Below are 15,761 nucleotides of genomic sequence, written 5' to 3'. Positions count from 1 at the left end.
GGTATATTCCCGCCCTTTTCTGTTGCTGCAGGGCCGAGTCCCTGCCCGGCTTGCCAGAAGCCCGGCCGAGCGTGGGCTCGGCTCTACAGCAGGCGCATCAGCGCTTGTCGGCCGCTTCGGCCGGAATCTGCGAGTTCGCCAGCGGACGCACGCCATTGGGCGAGGTCGGGTCGACGATCACCATGGTCTCGGTCGAACCATCCGGCCACACCACCTGGAAGGTGCTGCCCGCCGGCAGCGACGCGAACGGCATGCCGCTCTGCGCGCGATAGACCGCGGCCACCTGGCTGGCACCGGCACGGCGCACGTCTTCCTGCGCCTTCACCGTGGTCAGTTCCACCTTCGACAGATGCCGGTAGCGATCTTCATAGGTATCGATCATCAACAGGCCAACCGCGCCAGCCGAGTAGGCCACGAACAGGGCCACCCAGAACCAGAACTTGGCCCCGTGCAGGAATCGGCGGTAGTTCATTGCTCGTTCCTCTTTCCAACCAATCGCTTGATCCATTCCTTCATCTTCCCAGCGCCCTGCCGCGATACCGCAGCGTCATACACGAAATCCCGGAAATCCTGCGTACCATCCTGCGAACAGATCCCTCCGTTCGCACAAAAACTGTTGACCAGCACACTGTCTGCCCCACACGGTAGACCGAGTTCGCAGGCCGCAAGCCGCCAAGCGAGTTCACTGAGCTGCTCGCCCGCCACCAGGCCGTTGAGCGCACGGTCACCCGAGGCGCGCACGCCCATGCCCGGTGCGATCGCCATGAAGGCCTCCGGGTCGCGCGAGGTGCGCACCCGTTCAACCAGGTCACGGCGGTACTCGGGGCTGTCCTGCAGCGGCTCTCCCTCGGCGAACAACGCAGCCTCTGCAGCCAGATTGCCTTGCGCGGCCGCCTTGCGACGTTCGGACAGCACCAGGGCCGTGCCCAGCTTGTCGCCCGGCACGAAACCACCACAACGCTGCGCGACGCGTTCGCGCGCCTGCACCATCGCCGGCGCGGCGGTCAGGCCCAGCCCAGCCAGCACGTTGTTGTCCAGGCGGTAGCCACCCGGATCGACCGCGTACTGCGCGCAATAGTCATAGACACGGCTGAGCATCCAACGCGCCTCGTGGTTGCCTTCGTCCGCCTGCACACGCAACCGCTGTGCATAGGCATACAGGTCGGTGGCGTCTTCGATATCGGCGCGGAGATCCAGGGGCAGCCCGGACGGCAATGCATTGCCACGCTCGAAGGGTGCCAGGCGGCGCGCGAGCGCCTCCGGCATCACCGGCAGCGGCGCCGCACTGTCAGTGGCTGCCACCCCACCTGCCAGATCCGCCGACGCCAGCGAAGAGGTCGCGGCATGGCCGCTGGCCCGATAACCGGCCACGCCCAGCACGGCCACGGCCGGCAGTACGAGCAACCAGGTTTTCAGGGTCGGAGCGAAGGCCATCGGCGGCGGTGAGCGATGCGGCGGACAGGAAAGCACGAAGTTTAGCAAGGCCCGACGGGCCTGTCTGAACGGGCTTCGTTCATCTCGGAGCGGCATCTCAGGCGATACGGAGACGCCCCGATGGTCTAGCATGGCCCCCTTTCCCGCGATTGCCCCCACCGCCATGCCGTTTCTGGAACTGACCCTGCGTTGCACCGAAGCTACCCAGCCCCGCTATGAGAATGCGCTGGAGGACGTCGGCGCACTGGCCGTCACGCTGCTTGATGCCGAGGCCGATACCAGCAACGAACAGGCCATCCTCGAGCCGGGCGTGGGCGAGACCCCGCTGTGGGACACGCTGGTGCTGAGCGCGCTGTTCCCCGCCGACAGCAACGCGCTGTTGCTGCTGGCCGCACTGGAATCCTTCGATCCGGAACTGGACTGGAGCAGCGGCAGCTTCCGCGCGGTCGAGGATGAAGACTGGGAACGCGCCTGGATCGACCAGTTCCAGCCGATGGACTTCGGCAGCCGTACCTGGATCGTGCCGTGGAACCATGAACTGCCCGATGCCGCACAGGCCGCCGATGCCGCCGTGGTGCGGCTGGACCCGGGCCTGGCGTTCGGTTCGGGCACCCACCCGACCACCGCACTGTGCCTGCGCTGGCTGGACCAGTTGGCAGGCGATGGCCTGCTGCAGGGCCAGCGCGTGCTCGACTTCGGTTGCGGCTCGGGCATCCTCGCACTGGCCGCTCTGAAGCTGGGCGCCGCTGAAGCCATCGGCGTGGACAACGATCCGCAGGCCCTGGTCGCCACCGCCGACAATGCCGAACGCAACGGCGAACAGGCCCGCATGCACGTGTACCTGCCGCAGGACGAACCGGTCGCGACCTATCCGATCGTGGTCGCCAACATCCTCGCCTCGGCGCTGGATGCGCTGGCCGAACTGCTGGCCGCGCGCGTCGCTGCCGGTGGCCGCATCGCCCTGTCCGGCATCCTGCATGGCCAGGAAGGTGAACTGCTGCAGCGCTATGCGGCCTGGTTCGACGATCTGCAGGCCACCCAGGATGGCGACTGGATGCGCATCACCGGCGTGCGCCGCGCCTGATCGTGGTTGAATGACCGCTGGATCCGAGCCCGCGCCCTGAGCATGTCCGAGCCGAACCCACCGCGCCGTCCCCTGGCCACCTTCCTGCGCACCGCGCCGGAAGGTGAGCCCGCGCCTGCGACCGATGCGCGCATGCAGGACGAAGCCGGGCACACAGCGCCTGTGGAGCAGATTCCCGTCGAGCCCATCGACCTGGCAGGCCCACCGGCGACAGAAAGGCGACACGACGATGACGTTGTCATCGTTGATGAAGCAGCGGCCATCGAACCGGCGCCGCTCGCGGTGCAAGCAGCAGCGGCCGCCAGTGATGCCCCCAGCTTCCTGGGCAGCACGCGCGCACGCACGCTGCCAGCACCCCGCTGGCACTGGCTGCTGGTCGCCGGGCTGGCATTGCTGCTGGTACTGCAGAGCGTGCTGGCCGACCGCGCGCGGTTGGCCGCCGACGCCGGCAACCGCGCGTGGCTGGGCACGCTGTGCGGCGTCCTGCACTGCAGCCTGCCGGCCTGGCACGAACCCACCGCCTTCACCATGACCAGCCGCGAGATCCGGCCGCTGCCCGGGCAGGCCGGCGTGCTGCAGGTGCAGGCCAGCATCCGTAACGACGCACGTTGGGCACAGGCGTGGCCAGACCTGCGCCTGTCACTGTCCGATGCCGATGGCCGGGTGATCGGCAGCGGCGTGTTCACGCCCACGCAGTACCTGGGTGAGAACCCCGGCACAGCCCTGCTGGAACCGGGCCAGAGCGCGCGCGTCGCGTTCCGGGTACAGGAGCCCGCCGCATCCACCGTCGCATTCACCTTCGACTTCCTCTGACCGGGAGAGGCGACCAGCCGTGGCAGGCCGGGCACGCTCGCGCTAGACTGGCCGCCACCACCTCGTCCGGCCGCGCGCTCCGCGCGCACGGGCCAACCGAATCGGGAACCCCCTTGAACGCTGTCCTTTCTCGTCCTGACAACAGTCGTGGCGCTCCCCGGCCACCGCTGCGTGAACACGTCGCCCAGTCCGTGCGCCGCTACCTGCGTGACCTTGATGGCTGCGATGCGGACGATGTCTACGAGATCGTGCTGCGCGAGATGGAGATCCCGCTGTTCGTGGAAGTGCTCAACCACTGCGAAGGCAACCAGAGCCGCGCCGCGGCGATGCTGGGCATCCACCGTGCCACCCTGCGCAAGAAGCTGAAGGAATACGGCATCAGCGCGTAAGCGCAGCCCGCCGGGCATGGCCCGGCGCTACCGATGCCCGAACCACCCGGCTCCAGTAGATCCACGCCATGCGTGGATGGAGACCCGGCGGGATCAGCCGCCCCCGCCCGCCTTCCAGTAGTACCGCACCACATGGAAGAACACCGGCGCGGCGAAGCACACCGAATCCAGCCGGTCGAGCATGCCGCCATGGCCCTCGATCATGTGGCCCCAGTCCTTGATGCCGCGGTCGCGCTTGATCGCCGACATCACCAGGCCGCCCCAGAACCCCATCAGGTTGATCAGCAGCGACAGACCGAACGCCTGCAGCGGCGTGAACGGGGTGATCCACCACAGCGCCGCACCCAGCGCGCTGGCACTCAGCACGCCGCCCACGAAGCCCTCCACCGTCTTCGACGGCGACAGCTTCGGCGCGATCAGGTGCTTGCCCAGCAGCTTGCCCCAGATGTACTGCAGCACGTCCGAGGACTGCACCACGATCACCAGAAAGGCGAACAGCAACACGTTGCGCGACGGATCATGGCCGGGCACGTGCAGGTTCAGCAGCAGCGGCACATGCGAGATGCAGAACACGCAGATCATCAGCCCCCACTGGACCTTCGCGGTCCGCTCCAGGTAATGCGTGGTATCACCACCGATGGTCGACAGGATCGGCAGGAACAGGAACGCGTAGACCGGAATCAGCAGCGTGTACATGCCGTACCAGTCGATCCACACCAGGTAGTACTGCCACGGCAGGACGATGTAGAACGCGGCCAGCAGCGCGTAGTAGTCGCCCGAGCGGGTCGGCGCCAGGGTGATGAACTCGCGCAACGCGAACAGCGAGATGATCGCGAACAGCACGATCACCCCGGCACGTCCGAAGAACAGCGCCAGCCCGACCACGATCGCCATCACCCACCAGGCGCGGATGCGTGACACCAGGTTGGCGATGACTGCACTGGGCTGGCCGCGCTGGCGCCAGCGCAGGGTCTCGGCCACCAGCGTGGCCAGCACCAGCACCGCGCCGACACCAGCAAACAGCAGGCCGGTCTGCTGGCCGACACTCTGCGTTGCCAGATCGCCAGATACATCCAACACGAAACTCATGCACGACCTCCATTCGGCGCCAGGTCCAGCAGCGCCTGCCGGCTGCGGGCCAGGAAGGCGGCCTTGTCCTCGTCAGCCTGCAGTCGCAGCGGCGTGCCGAAGGTAGCCGTGCACAACAAGGGCAACGGCAGGAAGCGGCCCTTGGGCATCACCCGCTTCAGGTTGTCGATCCACACCGGCACGAACTCCAGTTCCGGCCGCTGCCGCGCCAGATGGTAGATGCCGCTCTTGAACGGCAGCAGCGGCTCGTCGCCGACATTGCGCGTGCCTTCCGGGAACAGGATCAGCGAGCAGTCTTCGTCCACCGCGTCACGCAGGGCCTGCAGCGGATCCTGCTGGCGATGACCGGCCTCGCGCTCGACCAGCACGCCGTTGAACACCGCATCGATCAGGTAGCGACGCAGCCCATCGCGCTGCCAGTACTCGGCAGCAGCAACCGGGCGCACCTGCCGCCGCAATGCCGGTGGCATCGACGACCAGATCAGCACGAAGTCACCATGGCTGGCATGGTTGCCGTAATACACGCGTCGCTCGCTGGACGGCGCGCAACCGATCCACAGCGCGCGGGCGCCAGTCACCACATGGATCGCACCACTGCAGGCGCGGGCAATCAGTTCGGCGAACATTGGTCCCTCCCGTTCACGTCTGCGGCCACAACACGGCCAGCACCAGCAGTGCGAACTGCACCGCGGTCAGCAGGTACTGGCGCAACAGCAGGCGGCGCATGCCGGCCCAGCGCGCGTCCCAGCCGCGCAGGGGCGCATCGGGCGACGCGCGGCGCAGGCCGCTGTCCTGCAGCACCTGATCGGTGCGGCGCGCGGCGGCATCGCCGTCCAGGCCCTCATCGCGCAGCAGCTGCAGCAGGCTGGCGTCCAGCGCCACCCGCCACGCGTGGTACGTCTGAGCCACCCCCGCAAACATGCTGGCCAGCAGCAACCCTGCAGCGATCATCGCCAGGCCCGGCTCGGTGCCGAGCAGCAGCAATGCCACCAGCAGCAGCCCCAGCGACAGGCCTGCCGGCCAACGCCCCTGCCGCAACAGCAGCTGCATGGTCGCCAGATCGGGAACCGTACTCATGTGTGCGTTCCTGCCGCGTTGGTGATGGCAAGCAGATGGGCCGTACCCAGCACGATGCCAGGACGCGCAGAACGCACGATCGCTACCGCCGCATCGGCATCAGCCGCGCGACCACTGCGCAGCAGCCAGGTCGCCACGCTGGCGGCACTGCGCGAATAGCCCAGTGCACAGCACACCAGCAACGGTCCCTGCGCACGCAGGCGCTCGATGGCCTCGGCTGCCTCGCGCAGCTGCTCCGGTTCTGGCACCACCAGGTCCAGCATCGGCACGCTGGCATACCCGGCGCCCGGCGCGCGGCAGGACAGCTCGGCACAGGCATCGACCACGCCCACCAAGGGTGCCGGCAACGCCGCGCAGGGAATCCGCCCCAACCACACGCCGTCCAGCACCGGCACCGGCTGCGGCGCACGCCGCGTCCACAGCCGCGAGTTGATCCAGGCGGCGCCCACGTACGGCGCCAGCAGCCAGCGCGCCGCCATGGTCAGGCGACCATCAGCGCGCTTCTGGAACACCGCCGTACCCAACCCGGCATACGCCAGCGCCACCAGCAGCAACGACACCACCGGCCACAGCAGCCACAACGCCACGCCGCGCAGCATCACCGCCGGCGCCAGCAGCAGCATCGCCCCCAGCAGGTACAGCACTGCCAATCGCCAACGTTTGGCATCACCCGCAGTACGCCAGGCGCGCAGCGGCGGCGTGCCCTGCTCCGGCCACAGCCATACGCACAGCCAGCCGGCCAGCAGCCCGGTCGGGATGTCGATGAAATGGTGCTGGAACGTGGTCAGCACCGAGACACCGATCAGCAGTGCCCACACATGCAGCACCCAACGCCACACGCCGTGCAGGTACTGCGCGAACTTCACCCACAGCACGATCAGCAGCACGATGTGCAGCGATGGCGCCTGGTTGAACGGCTTGTCGAAGCCCAGCAGCACATCGAACAGCCAACCGAACACGCCGCCGATCTCCGGCCGCTCGAAACTGAAGCGCAGCGGCCACAGCAGGAAGCAAGTGACCGCGATCAGCTGTGCACTGAACAGCCGCAGCGCATGCCGGTCCAGTTCCAGACGTTGCCGGCACAGGAAGAAGGAGACCGCGTAGAACAGGTCGATCGACCAGTACGGCACGATCGTCCACGGCACGAAGGGAATGCGCGTCTCCCAGGCGAACGCCATCACCGGCAGTTCGGGATGGCGACCAGCCATCCAGTTGGCGAAGCCGTAGCTGGCGAAGAAGAACGGACCCAGCAGAGCCAGCCACAGCAGGGCGCGCCGCCAGGGGCGCCCTTCCGCGGCCAGTGGGGTTGCGGCCAGCGTCGCCATCACGCGGTCCGGCGCGCCAGCGACACGGTGAAGATGCCGAAGTCATCGATGCGCTGCGCCACCTTCTCGAACCCGGCCAGGCGCACCAGCTCATCCATCTCCTGCTGGGTACGGCGGCGCATCACCCACGCGGCGCCACCACGATGGCTGGTCAGTGCGCGCGCGATGAACTCCAGCTGCGGGTGCCAGGGTTGGCCGGTGTAGGCCAGGTAACCGCCCACCGGCACGGTTGCGGCAATGCCCTGCAGCGAGCGCAGCACCGCATCGTTGTCGGGGAACAGTTCGTACAGGCCCGATACCACCGCCAGCGTCGGCGCTGGATCGACCTTGGCCAGCTGTGCCGGATCGAACGCATCGCCCTGCTCGAAGTGGGCGATGTCGGCTGCACCGAGGCGCTCGATCAAGGCCTGGCCCTGGGTCACGTTCAGATCGCTGAAATCACGCAGCACGATGCGGTCGGCGCGCTGTTCGCCCTGGCCCAGCGCTTCCAGCACATAGCGGCCATGGCCGGCGGCCACGTCCAGCACGCGCACCGGCGTGCCCTGCCCGCGCAGTCGCTGCGCAGCATCGCGCAGCAGTTCCTGCAGGTGCTGGCCGCGCACACGGATGCCGCGCCAGCCGATTGCATCCAGATAGTTGCGGTCGACCATGCGGCCCAGCGGGCCCTTGCCACGCGCTTGGTCGCGATAGATGTAGTCCAGCGTGCTGCCGGAATCGAAACCGGTCTGCAGGCCCAGCGCGATGCCTTCGGACAACGTGCCACCGAAACGCAGGCCGCCACGCACCACGCGCCAGCGCAGGTCGGCCAGGCTGTTGCGTTCCAGTGGCCAGGCCAGGATCTCCGATTCCTCGAAGGTCGGACCATGCCGGTGTGCGTCACGACGCGACAACTCGCGCAGGGGTTCGGCGAAGCGCGTCTGGATGAAACTGCGGATGCGCGCCAGTGCCGGCGCGCGATCACGTTCGCCCAGCGTGTCGTGGAAGAAGCCCGGCAGGTGCACGCGCTCCTTGATCGGGCTGGACAGGCGCTCGTAGAAGCGGTCCTGCGGGCCACGATGCACGACGAAGTCCGAGCCGGACACCAACAGCTGCACCGGCACGCTGATCGCCTGCGCATCGGCGACGATGCGGTCGGCCGCTTCGTACAGGCCCAGCAGCACGCGCACCGAGATCGGGCGGGTGATCAGCGGATCGGTACGATAGCTTTCCACCCGTGCCGGGTCGTGGGTCAGCCACTGCGGCTTGACGTAGCTGTTGACGAAGAAATTGCCGCGCAGCTTCTGCATCAGCGCCAACCCAGCGCGTGCGAACGGCACGTACAGCTTCACCTTGAAGGCGGGCGAAGCCATCACCAGCGCACGCAGGCGCGGCGCGTAATCGTGCACCCAGGTCGCGGCGACCACCGCCCCCACGCTCTGCGCGATCACCACGATGTCTTCCACCGCGATACCGTGCTCGGCGCCGATGTGGGCAATGAAGCTGTCCAGGTCACGCACCAGCGCCGGGAAGCCCGGTGCATCGCCACGTGCGCCCGGCGAACGGCCATTGCCGCGCGCATCCCAGGCGAAGAAGGCGGTGTCGGGCAGGTCCAGCTCATCGACCAGGTGGGTGACCCGGCCGGAGTGCTCGTGGCCGCGGTGCAGCAGCACGATGGCCCTGGTGGCCGGGGTTGCGGTGGTGCCCGCCCAGTACCGGTAGAACAGCGGTACCTGGTCGAAGCTGTGGAATTCCCGTTCCTGCGCCTGACGCATGCAATCTCCTGATTGTCTTTTTGTATCTGCTTGATTAATTCGGCGAAACCGCCGCTTCCCGCAGTCCGCGACGGACGCGGTTGATCATCGTCAGCACGCACAACACTGCCATGGCTGCAGCCACGCCGCTGACCGTCAGTGCACCGCCCCAGCCGAAGGCCAGCAGCAAGCCCAGCGCACCGATCACGAAGGCGCGGTCGCTCTTGCCCATCGGGCCGTCATAGCGGCGGCTGGCACCGACCATCAGCCCCAGCACGCCGGCGTACTCGCTCAGCGCCGCCGTCCAGGCCAGCAGCCACAGCGCCTCCGGGCGCACGCCGGGTACGCTGAGCAGGCTCAGGTACAGCGCCGCATCGGCGATCACATCGCACAATTCGTTCAGATAGGCGCCCAGCCGCGATTGCTGGCCGAATTCGCGCGCCAGCATGCCGTCCACCGCGTTGAGCGCCATGCGCAGCAGCATCCACAACGGCAGCAGCAGATACAGCAGAGGCTGGGCAGGCGCGCAGCACCACACGGCCGCGGCCACCAGCAGCGAGACCACGGCAGCGGCCACGGTCACCGTATTGGCAGTGATCCCCATGCGGAACAGACCGCGTACGGCTGGACGCAACAGGTCCTGGAAACGTCCCTTCAATGCATAGATCGACATGATCCGTACCCGCTGATCCTTGGCAGTGCGGGCACAGCCTACCCCATCGTCGGCAGATTCCGACAACCCGGCTCTGGTCCGCAGCCCAGACTCCGGATCGGGCCGGATCGGTGTGCCCGACCCGGCCTTACGCCGATTGCCACGGCAAATTACCCCTTCCAGCGCCCGCCACGGGCCCCCACCGCCTACAATATCGACCCCGCTCCGCTGCCGATTCTGTCCCATGACTGCTGATCTGTTGCCCGTCCGCCGGGCCCTCCTCTCCGTTTCCGACAAGACCGGTCTGGTCGAGCTGGCCACTGCGCTGGCGGCACGCGGCGTGGAGCTGCTGTCCACCGGCGGCACCGCCAAGGCGATCCGCGATGCGGGCCTGGCCGTGAAGGACGTGGCCGAGGTCACCGGTTTCCCGGAAATGATGGACGGCCGCGTCAAGACCCTGCACCCGATGGTGCACGGTGGCCTGCTGGGCCGTTCGGGCCTGGATGATGCGGTGATGGCCGAGCATGGCATCGGCGCCATCGACCTGCTGGTGCTGAACCTGTACCCGTTCGAGTCGGTCACCGCCAAGGCCGACTGCACCCTGGCCGACGCGGTCGAGAACATCGACATCGGCGGCCCGGCCATGCTGCGCTCGGCGGCCAAGAACTTCGCCCGCGTGGCGGTGGCCACCGATCCGTCGCAGTACGCCGAACTGCTGGCCTCGCTGGCGGCCAACGACGGCCAGCTGTCGGCCGCCACCCGCTTCGCGTTCTCGGTGGCCGCGTTCAACCGCGTCGCCCAGTACGACGCGGCGATCAGCAACTACCTGTCGGCGGTCACCGCCACCGACGCCGCCGTGCCGGCCCGTGCCGAGTACCCGGCGCAGATGAACTCCACCTTCGTCAAGGTGATGGACCTGCGCTACGGCGAGAACCCGCACCAGAGCGGCGCGTTCTACCGCGACCTGTACCCGGTGCCGGGCACCCTGGCCACGTTCCAGCAGCTGCAGGGCAAGGAACTGAGCTACAACAACCTGGCCGATGCCGATGCGGCGTGGGAGTGCGTGCGCCAGTTCGACGCGCCGGCCTGCGTCATCGTCAAGCACGCCAACCCGTGCGGCGTGGCCGTCGGTGCCGGCAACGGCGATGCCTACGAGCTGGCCTACGCCACCGACCCGACCAGCGCCTTCGGCGGCATCATCGCCTTCAACACGCCGCTGGACGCTGCCACCGCCAAGGTCATCCTGGACCGCCAGTTCGTGGAAGTGCTGATCGCCCCGGATTACGAGCCGGCCGCGCTGGAATACGCGCAGAAGAAGGCCAACGTGCGCGTGCTGCGCATCCCGCATGGTGATGGCCTGAACAACTTCGACAGCAAGCGCGTCGGCTCGGGCCTGTTGCTGCAGTCCTCGGACAACCGCGGCATGACCCGCGATGAGCTGAAGGTGGTCAGCAAGCTGGCGCCGACCGACAAGCAGTTCACCGACCTGCTGTTTGCCTGGAAGGTGGCCAAGTTCGTGAAGTCCAACGCGATCGTCTATGCGAAGGACAACCGCACCATCGGTGTCGGCGCCGGCCAGATGAGCCGCGTGTACTCGGCGCGCATCGCCGGCATCAAGGCCGCCGATGCAAACCTGGTGGTCGAGGGTTCGGTGATGGCTTCCGATGCGTTCTTCCCGTTCCGCGACGGCATCGATGCCGCTGCTGCCGCCGGCATCAAGGCGGTCATCCAGCCGGGCGGTTCGATGCGCGATGCCGAAGTGATCGCCGCCGCCGACGAACACGGCCTGGCCATGGTGTTCACCGGCGTGCGCCACTTCCGCCACTGATACTGGAGCGACACGGATGTCCGCAGTCTCACTGAAATCGCTGGCCTTGCTCGCCCTCGCAGGCGCGGCCGCGCTGGCCGGCTGCAAGCCTGCGGCCGCCCCGGTGCCTGCGTCGTCGCCGCAGGCCGCCACGTCGGCCCCCGCCGAGCCGACGGCGCACGTGAGCCGCACCGCACGACTGCAAGCCTTCCTGGTCCAGCGCTACGGCAAGAACGCCAGGCTCTCCGGTGAATGGCACGGCAGCTGGAACGACGACGGCGAAACCCGCCCGATGGACTGGCACGTCTGCGCCGAGCAACCGGTGGTGAACGGTGACAGCTGGCAGCAGTTGCTGGCGGTCTGCGGTGCTTTGTCCGAAGGCGCGCACATCGACGCAGGCATGATCGACTTCTTCGTGCTGCGTCCGAAGGGCGAGGGCTTCGACGTGACCAGTGAACTGACTGGCGAACGCTTTGGCAGCGGCGGCCAACCCGGCACCGCCAGCATCATCCGCGCGGGCAGCGACTTCTATGGTTTCCGCGTCGAGGACGGCTGGTTCGGGCAGGGCTTCTCGCTGCTCTCGCAGTCGCTGATCCTGCCAGGCCCGAACGGCCTGGTGTCCAGTGGCAGCGTGCGCAGCCATATCGACAATGACGCCCAGTACGAGTGCGACAACATGGGGGCCAGCAGCGACCCGGAGACTGTCGAGGACTGCCGTACCCGTCGCTTCAGCATCGATTTCGCCCTGCGTTTCGACGACAGCGATCGCAGCGCGCGCATCTGGCCGCTGCTGATCGAGGAAACCGGAACCACCTGTGGTGGCAAGCAGGTCCGGCAGGAAAACCGCTTTACCCTGGACCCGAAGACCTGGGCCTATTCCTTCCCCGAATCACTGCGACGCGAAGGCTGCGAGTGAGCCACGCGCGCCGCCGGGGATATCGATCTTCCCTTCCCACGCAATCTGGAATCTCGTGATGAACGTACTTGTCATCGGCTCTGGCGGCCGCGAACACGCCCTTGCATGGAAGCTGGCCCAGTCCTCCCGTGTCACCGAAGTGATCGTGGCGCCCGGCAACGCCGGCACCGCCAGCGAAGACAAGTGCCGCAACGTGGCGGTGAAAGTGACCGACATCGACGGCCTGCTGGCGCTGGCCCAGGCCGAAGGCGTGGCGCTGACCGTGGTCGGCCCGGAAGTACCGCTGGTGGCCGGCGTGGTCGACCGCTTCCGCGCCGCCGGCCTGCGCATCTTCGGGCCGACTGCCGCCGCCGCGCAGCTGGAAGGCAGCAAGGCCTACGCCAAGGACTTCCTGGCCCGCCACAACATCCCCACCGCGTTCTATGCCGTGCACACCGAGGTGGATGCCGCCCTGGCCTACATCCGCGAGAAGGGCGCGCCGATCGTGGTCAAGGCCGATGGTCTGGCTGCCGGCAAGGGCGTGATCGTGGCGATGACCCTGGCCGAAGCCGAAGATGCCGTGCGTGACATGCTGTCGGGCAACGCGTTCGGCGATGCCGGTGCGCGCGTGGTGATCGAAGAGTTCCTCGATGGTGAGGAAGCCAGCTTCATTTCGATGGTGGACGGCGTGCATGCGCTGCCGATGGCCACCTCGCAGGACCACAAGCGCGTCGGCGACGGCGACACCGGCCCGAACACCGGTGGCATGGGCGCCTACTCGCCCGCGCCGGTAGTGACGCCGGAGGTGCATGCACGCGTGATGCGCGAGGTGGTGAACCCGACCGTGCAGGGCATGATCGCCGACGGTATCCCGTTCACCGGTTTCCTCTACGCGGGCCTGATGATCGACGCCAGCGGCGCGCCGAAGGTGATCGAATTCAACGTGCGCTTCGGCGACCCGGAAACCCAGCCGGTGATGTTGCGCCTGCAGTCGGATCTGGTCGAACTGGTGGAAGCCGCCATCGATGGCCGCCTGGACCAGGTGCAGGCGCAGTGGGACGCACGCCCGTCGCTGGGCGTGGTGCTGGCCGCGAAGCCCTACCCGGAAGCGCCGATCACCGGTGACGTGATTTCCGGCCTGGACGACGTGCCGGCCAGTGCCAAGGTGTTCCATGCGGGGACTGCATTGGACGCGCAGGGCCAGGTGGTCAGCGCCGGCGGCCGCGTGCTGTGCGTGGCGGCGCTGGGTGACAGCGTGCGCGACGCGCAGGCCAATGCCTATGCCGGCGTGGCCAAGGTGACCTGGGCCAACGAATTCCACCGCAACGACATTGGTTGGCGCGCGATCGCACGCGAGGGGTGAGGCTCCCCCGCTCCCATGCATGGCGCGGATTGAATACCACGGTAAAGCAAAGGCCCGGCATTGCCGGGCCTTTGCTTTACAGGACTGCTTCGAGACCCTTCCGATCAATCAGGTTAAGCAACTTCAGTGACGGTCCGCTGGGTTTCTTTTCGCCCTGCTCCCAGCTGCGTACGGTGGAAACGCTGGTATTGAGAACCCCCGCAAAGACCGGCTGACTGAGCTGCAGTGACGTACGCAGGGCACGGATCTGGGCACTGCTGTACTCAGGGACCGGCTCAAGGCAAAGTGCTTCGTAGCTGCTCAACCGACGTTTATCGATGAAGCCATGCGCGTGCAGACTCACAGCAGCATCATGCACCGCTTCAAGAAGCGCACTTTTCGCGCGCCGTCGCTCAGGGGTCTTCGTCATGGCCGATCTCCTGTAGATCCCCGTACTCCACGGCGCGATTCAGCTGCGCCGTACTCATTCTCAGGAACTCCGATGCGTACAACTGCAGCGCATCCCGTTCCGCATTCGTGATCGCAGCACGTTCATTCTTCTCGTAGCCGAAAAGGAAGAACCAATGCCCGCCTCGCTGTGTGGCGACGATGATTCGAACGCTCCCACGCTTTCCTCGCCCCGGCAACGGAACGCGCTTCTTGAAGATTCCGCCGCCAAGATCAGCATCCACCAGACCCGCTTCCATTTCACGTACCGACCGGTACAGCGCAGCGTCGGACAGGGTGGTCCTACGCATACTGCGATTGAAACTTCGTGTGCGGAAGACGCGTGGCATGATCATACCGTGCCACTGCGTGGTACGGCGTGAACATCAGCATCCAGCACATGACCCGGTCGGCACAATCACCGCTCTGGCGTCAGAGTAGAGCCACGCCATGCGTGGCTAAGCCCCACAAACGAAAAAGGCCCGGCAGTGCCGGGCCTTTTCATTGCTTCAACGCCATCCCGCCTTACGCGGTGAACAGCGCCTTCATCTTCTTCAGCGCGTTCGCCTCGACCTGGCGGATGCGCTCAGCCGACACGCCGTACTCGTCGGCCAGTTCCTGCAGCGTCACCTTGCTGTCGGCATCCAGCCAGCGGCGGCGGATGATGTCGCGCGAACGCGCATCCAGCTCGGCCAGGCCTTCGCGCAGCAGCTGCATCTGGTTGTCTTCGCTGTCGGCACGTTCGTAGGCCATCGACGGATCTTCGTCGTTGGCAACCAGGAACGCGGCCGGCGACGGCGGCGCGTGTTCGTTGTCTTCGTCGGTCGGCGCATCGAAACCGATATCGCGACCGGACAGGCGCGATTCCATTTCCATGACCTCGCGCTCGGACACGTTCAGGTCCTTGGCGACGGCGCTGACTTCCGCCGCGTTCATCCAGCCCAGGCGCGTCTTCGACTTGCGCAGGTTGAAGAACAGCTTGCGCTGCGCCTTGGTGGTGGCGACCTTCACGATGCGCCAGTTCTTCAGGATGAACTCGTGCATCTCGGCACGGATCCAGTGCACGGCGAAGGAGACCAGGCGCACGCCCATATCCGGGTCGAAGCGCTTGACCGCCTTCATCAGGCCGATGTTGCCTTCCTGGATCAGGTCGCCCAGTGCAAGGCCGTAGCCGTTGTAGCCGCGGGCTACGTGCACCACGAAGCGCAGGTGCGAATGCACCAGCTCGCGGGCGGCGTCCAGATCGTTGCCGTCGCGGAAGCGACGGGCCAGGTCCTGTTCGTCATCGACCGACAGCACCGGGATCTGGTGCACGGCACCGATGTAGGCGTCCAGCGAACCGAGCGCACTGGGAATCGGGAGATTGTTTGCCACAAGGGCAGTAGAGGTGTTCTGGCTCATAGGCACCCATCTTAGCAGTCCGGGATTTGGACTGCTAAAGGAGGAAAAAGTTCCAGCATCCTATTGATGCAACACTGGTCCCAAACAGAGCCCTACCGTAGCGCGATTTGATGACAGTGGCGAGCGCGCTTTTCGGGATTCACAATCCCTTGGAATTCAAGCAATTACCTGCCGGAAACCGGCCGATTCCGGTCAAGGTTAGCTGAACAGGCCGTCCCCGGACGCCCATTCAGGGCCGGAAACGTTGCCCGGCGTTCAGCCCCGGACCGGCACCGC

The 15,761-nt window shown here is 66.8% G+C and carries 17 protein-coding genes; 6 read left to right on the top strand and 11 right to left on the bottom strand.

What is annotated here, in order from left to right; genetic code table 11:
* Window positions 1-97 precede the first annotated feature (97 nt).
* Both ACTJJM_RS14300 and ACTJJM_RS14295 read right to left on the bottom strand, forming a co-directional pair.
* On the bottom strand, window positions 98-472 hold the full coding sequence (locus tag ACTJJM_RS14300; protein ID WP_010481078.1) for a hypothetical protein: 375 nt from the start codon (window positions 470-472) through the stop codon (window positions 98-100).
* Window positions 469-1,434, bottom strand: a complete 966-nt coding sequence (locus ACTJJM_RS14295) for a hypothetical protein (protein WP_010481077.1) — start codon at window positions 1,432-1,434, stop codon at window positions 469-471. The genes ACTJJM_RS14300 and ACTJJM_RS14295 overlap by 4 nt, the downstream gene beginning before the upstream one ends.
* Window positions 1,435-1,597: 163 nt before the next feature.
* Between ACTJJM_RS14295 and prmA the strand changes: the two genes are divergently transcribed.
* The 3 genes from prmA (at window position 1,598) to fis (ending at window position 3,720) form a co-directional block, all read left to right on the top strand.
* Window positions 1,598-2,518: a 50S ribosomal protein L11 methyltransferase gene (gene prmA, locus ACTJJM_RS14290; RefSeq protein WP_049452982.1), complete on the top strand. Its 921-nt coding sequence runs from the start codon at window positions 1,598-1,600 to the stop codon at window positions 2,516-2,518.
* A 42-nt stretch (window positions 2,519-2,560) separates the two neighbouring features.
* Complete coding sequence (locus tag ACTJJM_RS14285) at window positions 2,561-3,331, top strand: DUF3426 domain-containing protein (protein WP_054172618.1); 771 nt, start codon at window positions 2,561-2,563, stop codon at window positions 3,329-3,331.
* A 113-nt stretch (window positions 3,332-3,444) separates the two neighbouring features.
* Complete coding sequence (fis, locus tag ACTJJM_RS14280; protein WP_005419706.1) at window positions 3,445-3,720, top strand: DNA-binding transcriptional regulator Fis; 276 nt, start codon at window positions 3,445-3,447, stop codon at window positions 3,718-3,720.
* A 93-nt stretch (window positions 3,721-3,813) separates the two neighbouring features.
* On the opposite strand, the gene ACTJJM_RS14275 is transcribed toward fis, so the two are convergent.
* From ACTJJM_RS14275 to ACTJJM_RS14250, 6 genes are read right to left on the bottom strand one after another with little or no spacing between them, the layout of a single operon-like run.
* Window positions 3,814-4,809, bottom strand: coding sequence for a phosphatidate cytidylyltransferase (locus ACTJJM_RS14275; RefSeq protein ID WP_010481069.1), 996 nt, complete (start codon window positions 4,807-4,809; stop codon window positions 3,814-3,816).
* Window positions 4,806-5,435 carry a lysophospholipid acyltransferase family protein gene (locus ACTJJM_RS14270; RefSeq protein WP_005411260.1) on the bottom strand — a complete coding sequence of 210 codons (630 nt, stop codon included), beginning with the start codon at window positions 5,433-5,435 and terminating at the stop codon, window positions 4,806-4,808. Before ACTJJM_RS14270 ends, ACTJJM_RS14275 begins: the two co-directional genes overlap by 4 nt.
* Window positions 5,436-5,448: 13 nt before the next feature.
* Window positions 5,449-5,886, bottom strand: coding sequence for a hypothetical protein (locus ACTJJM_RS14265; RefSeq protein ID WP_043397407.1), 438 nt, complete (start codon window positions 5,884-5,886; stop codon window positions 5,449-5,451).
* Entirely contained in the window at window positions 5,883-7,187 is a 1,305-nt protein-coding gene (locus tag ACTJJM_RS14260; protein WP_440865777.1) for a phosphatase PAP2/dual specificity phosphatase family protein, read from the bottom strand. The genes ACTJJM_RS14265 and ACTJJM_RS14260 overlap by 4 nt, the downstream gene beginning before the upstream one ends.
* Before the next feature lie 23 nt (window positions 7,188-7,210).
* Window positions 7,211-8,962: a class I SAM-dependent methyltransferase family protein gene (locus tag ACTJJM_RS14255; protein WP_262102371.1), complete on the bottom strand. Its 1,752-nt coding sequence runs from the start codon at window positions 8,960-8,962 to the stop codon at window positions 7,211-7,213.
* Window positions 8,963-8,996: 34 nt separating this feature from the next.
* Window positions 8,997-9,614, bottom strand: a complete 618-nt coding sequence (locus tag ACTJJM_RS14250; protein ID WP_010481057.1) for a CDP-alcohol phosphatidyltransferase family protein — start codon at window positions 9,612-9,614, stop codon at window positions 8,997-8,999.
* A 223-nt stretch (window positions 9,615-9,837) separates the two neighbouring features.
* Here ACTJJM_RS14250 and purH point away from each other — a divergent pair, with 223 nt between their 5' ends.
* From purH to purD, 3 genes are read left to right on the top strand one after another with little or no spacing between them, the layout of a single operon-like run.
* The gene (gene purH / locus ACTJJM_RS14245; RefSeq protein WP_049452987.1) at window positions 9,838-11,421 is read left to right on the top strand and encodes a bifunctional phosphoribosylaminoimidazolecarboxamide formyltransferase/IMP cyclohydrolase; all 1,584 of its coding nucleotides are present in this window, start codon (window positions 9,838-9,840) and stop codon (window positions 11,419-11,421) included.
* 16 nt (window positions 11,422-11,437) lie between these two features.
* Window positions 11,438-12,316 carry a hypothetical protein gene (locus ACTJJM_RS14240; RefSeq protein ID WP_197598071.1) on the top strand — a complete coding sequence of 293 codons (879 nt, stop codon included), beginning with the start codon at window positions 11,438-11,440 and terminating at the stop codon, window positions 12,314-12,316.
* 58 nt (window positions 12,317-12,374) lie between these two features.
* Window positions 12,375-13,658: a phosphoribosylamine--glycine ligase gene (gene purD / locus ACTJJM_RS14235; RefSeq protein ID WP_010481051.1), complete on the top strand. Its 1,284-nt coding sequence runs from the start codon at window positions 12,375-12,377 to the stop codon at window positions 13,656-13,658.
* A 76-nt stretch (window positions 13,659-13,734) separates the two neighbouring features.
* Here purD and ACTJJM_RS14230 read toward each other — a convergent pair whose 3' ends face one another.
* The 3 genes from ACTJJM_RS14230 to rpoH all read right to left on the bottom strand — a co-directional run bounded on the left by ACTJJM_RS14230 (window position 13,735) and on the right by rpoH (window position 15,485).
* Window positions 13,735-14,067: a helix-turn-helix domain-containing protein gene (locus ACTJJM_RS14230; RefSeq protein ID WP_019338970.1), complete on the bottom strand. Its 333-nt coding sequence runs from the start codon at window positions 14,065-14,067 to the stop codon at window positions 13,735-13,737.
* Window positions 14,051-14,440 carry a type II toxin-antitoxin system RelE/ParE family toxin gene (locus ACTJJM_RS14225; protein ID WP_100064745.1) on the bottom strand — a complete coding sequence of 130 codons (390 nt, stop codon included), beginning with the start codon at window positions 14,438-14,440 and terminating at the stop codon, window positions 14,051-14,053. The genes ACTJJM_RS14230 and ACTJJM_RS14225 overlap by 17 nt, the downstream gene beginning before the upstream one ends.
* 169 nt (window positions 14,441-14,609) lie before the next feature.
* Entirely contained in the window at window positions 14,610-15,485 is an 876-nt protein-coding gene (gene rpoH / locus ACTJJM_RS14220) for an RNA polymerase sigma factor RpoH (protein ID WP_006473441.1), read from the bottom strand.
* Window positions 15,486-15,761 lie beyond the last annotated feature (276 nt).

This window comes from Stenotrophomonas sp. 22692 (genome assembly GCF_052045015.1).
Taxonomy (GTDB): Bacteria; Pseudomonadota; Gammaproteobacteria; order Xanthomonadales; family Xanthomonadaceae; genus Stenotrophomonas; species Stenotrophomonas geniculata.
Note: the sequence above shows the minus strand (reverse complement) of the source record. Positions and strands in the feature narration are given on the sequence as shown.

Bases quoted from the DNA above. Each gene is read 5' to 3' on its own strand.
- ACTJJM_RS14265 (WP_043397407.1), bottom strand. From the start codon at position 5,886: ATGAGTACGGTTCCCGATCTGGCGACCATGCAGCTGCTGTTGCGGCAG.
- ACTJJM_RS14255 (WP_262102371.1), bottom strand. From the start codon at position 8,962: ATGCGTCAGGCGCAGGAACGGGAATTCCACAGCTTCGACCAGGTACCG.
- prmA (WP_049452982.1), top strand. From the start codon at position 1,598: ATGCCGTTTCTGGAACTGACCCTGCGTTGCACCGAAGCTACCCAGCCC.
- purD (WP_010481051.1), top strand. From the start codon at position 12,375: ATGAACGTACTTGTCATCGGCTCTGGCGGCCGCGAACACGCCCTTGCA.
- ACTJJM_RS14300 (WP_010481078.1), bottom strand. From the start codon at position 472: ATGAACTACCGCCGATTCCTGCACGGGGCCAAGTTCTGGTTCTGGGTG.
- purH (WP_049452987.1), top strand. From the start codon at position 9,838: ATGACTGCTGATCTGTTGCCCGTCCGCCGGGCCCTCCTCTCCGTTTCC.
- ACTJJM_RS14230 (WP_019338970.1), bottom strand. From the start codon at position 14,067: ATGACGAAGACCCCTGAGCGACGGCGCGCGAAAAGTGCGCTTCTTGAA.
- ACTJJM_RS14250 (WP_010481057.1), bottom strand. From the start codon at position 9,614: ATGTCGATCTATGCATTGAAGGGACGTTTCCAGGACCTGTTGCGTCCA.
- ACTJJM_RS14225 (WP_100064745.1), bottom strand. From the start codon at position 14,440: ATGATCATGCCACGCGTCTTCCGCACACGAAGTTTCAATCGCAGTATG.
- ACTJJM_RS14275 (WP_010481069.1), bottom strand. From the start codon at position 4,809: ATGAGTTTCGTGTTGGATGTATCTGGCGATCTGGCAACGCAGAGTGTC.
- ACTJJM_RS14270 (WP_005411260.1), bottom strand. From the start codon at position 5,435: ATGTTCGCCGAACTGATTGCCCGCGCCTGCAGTGGTGCGATCCATGTG.
- ACTJJM_RS14240 (WP_197598071.1), top strand. From the start codon at position 11,438: ATGTCCGCAGTCTCACTGAAATCGCTGGCCTTGCTCGCCCTCGCAGGC.
- ACTJJM_RS14295 (WP_010481077.1), bottom strand. From the start codon at position 1,434: ATGGCCTTCGCTCCGACCCTGAAAACCTGGTTGCTCGTACTGCCGGCC.
- ACTJJM_RS14285 (WP_054172618.1), top strand. From the start codon at position 2,561: ATGTCCGAGCCGAACCCACCGCGCCGTCCCCTGGCCACCTTCCTGCGC.
- rpoH (WP_006473441.1), bottom strand. From the start codon at position 15,485: ATGAGCCAGAACACCTCTACTGCCCTTGTGGCAAACAATCTCCCGATT.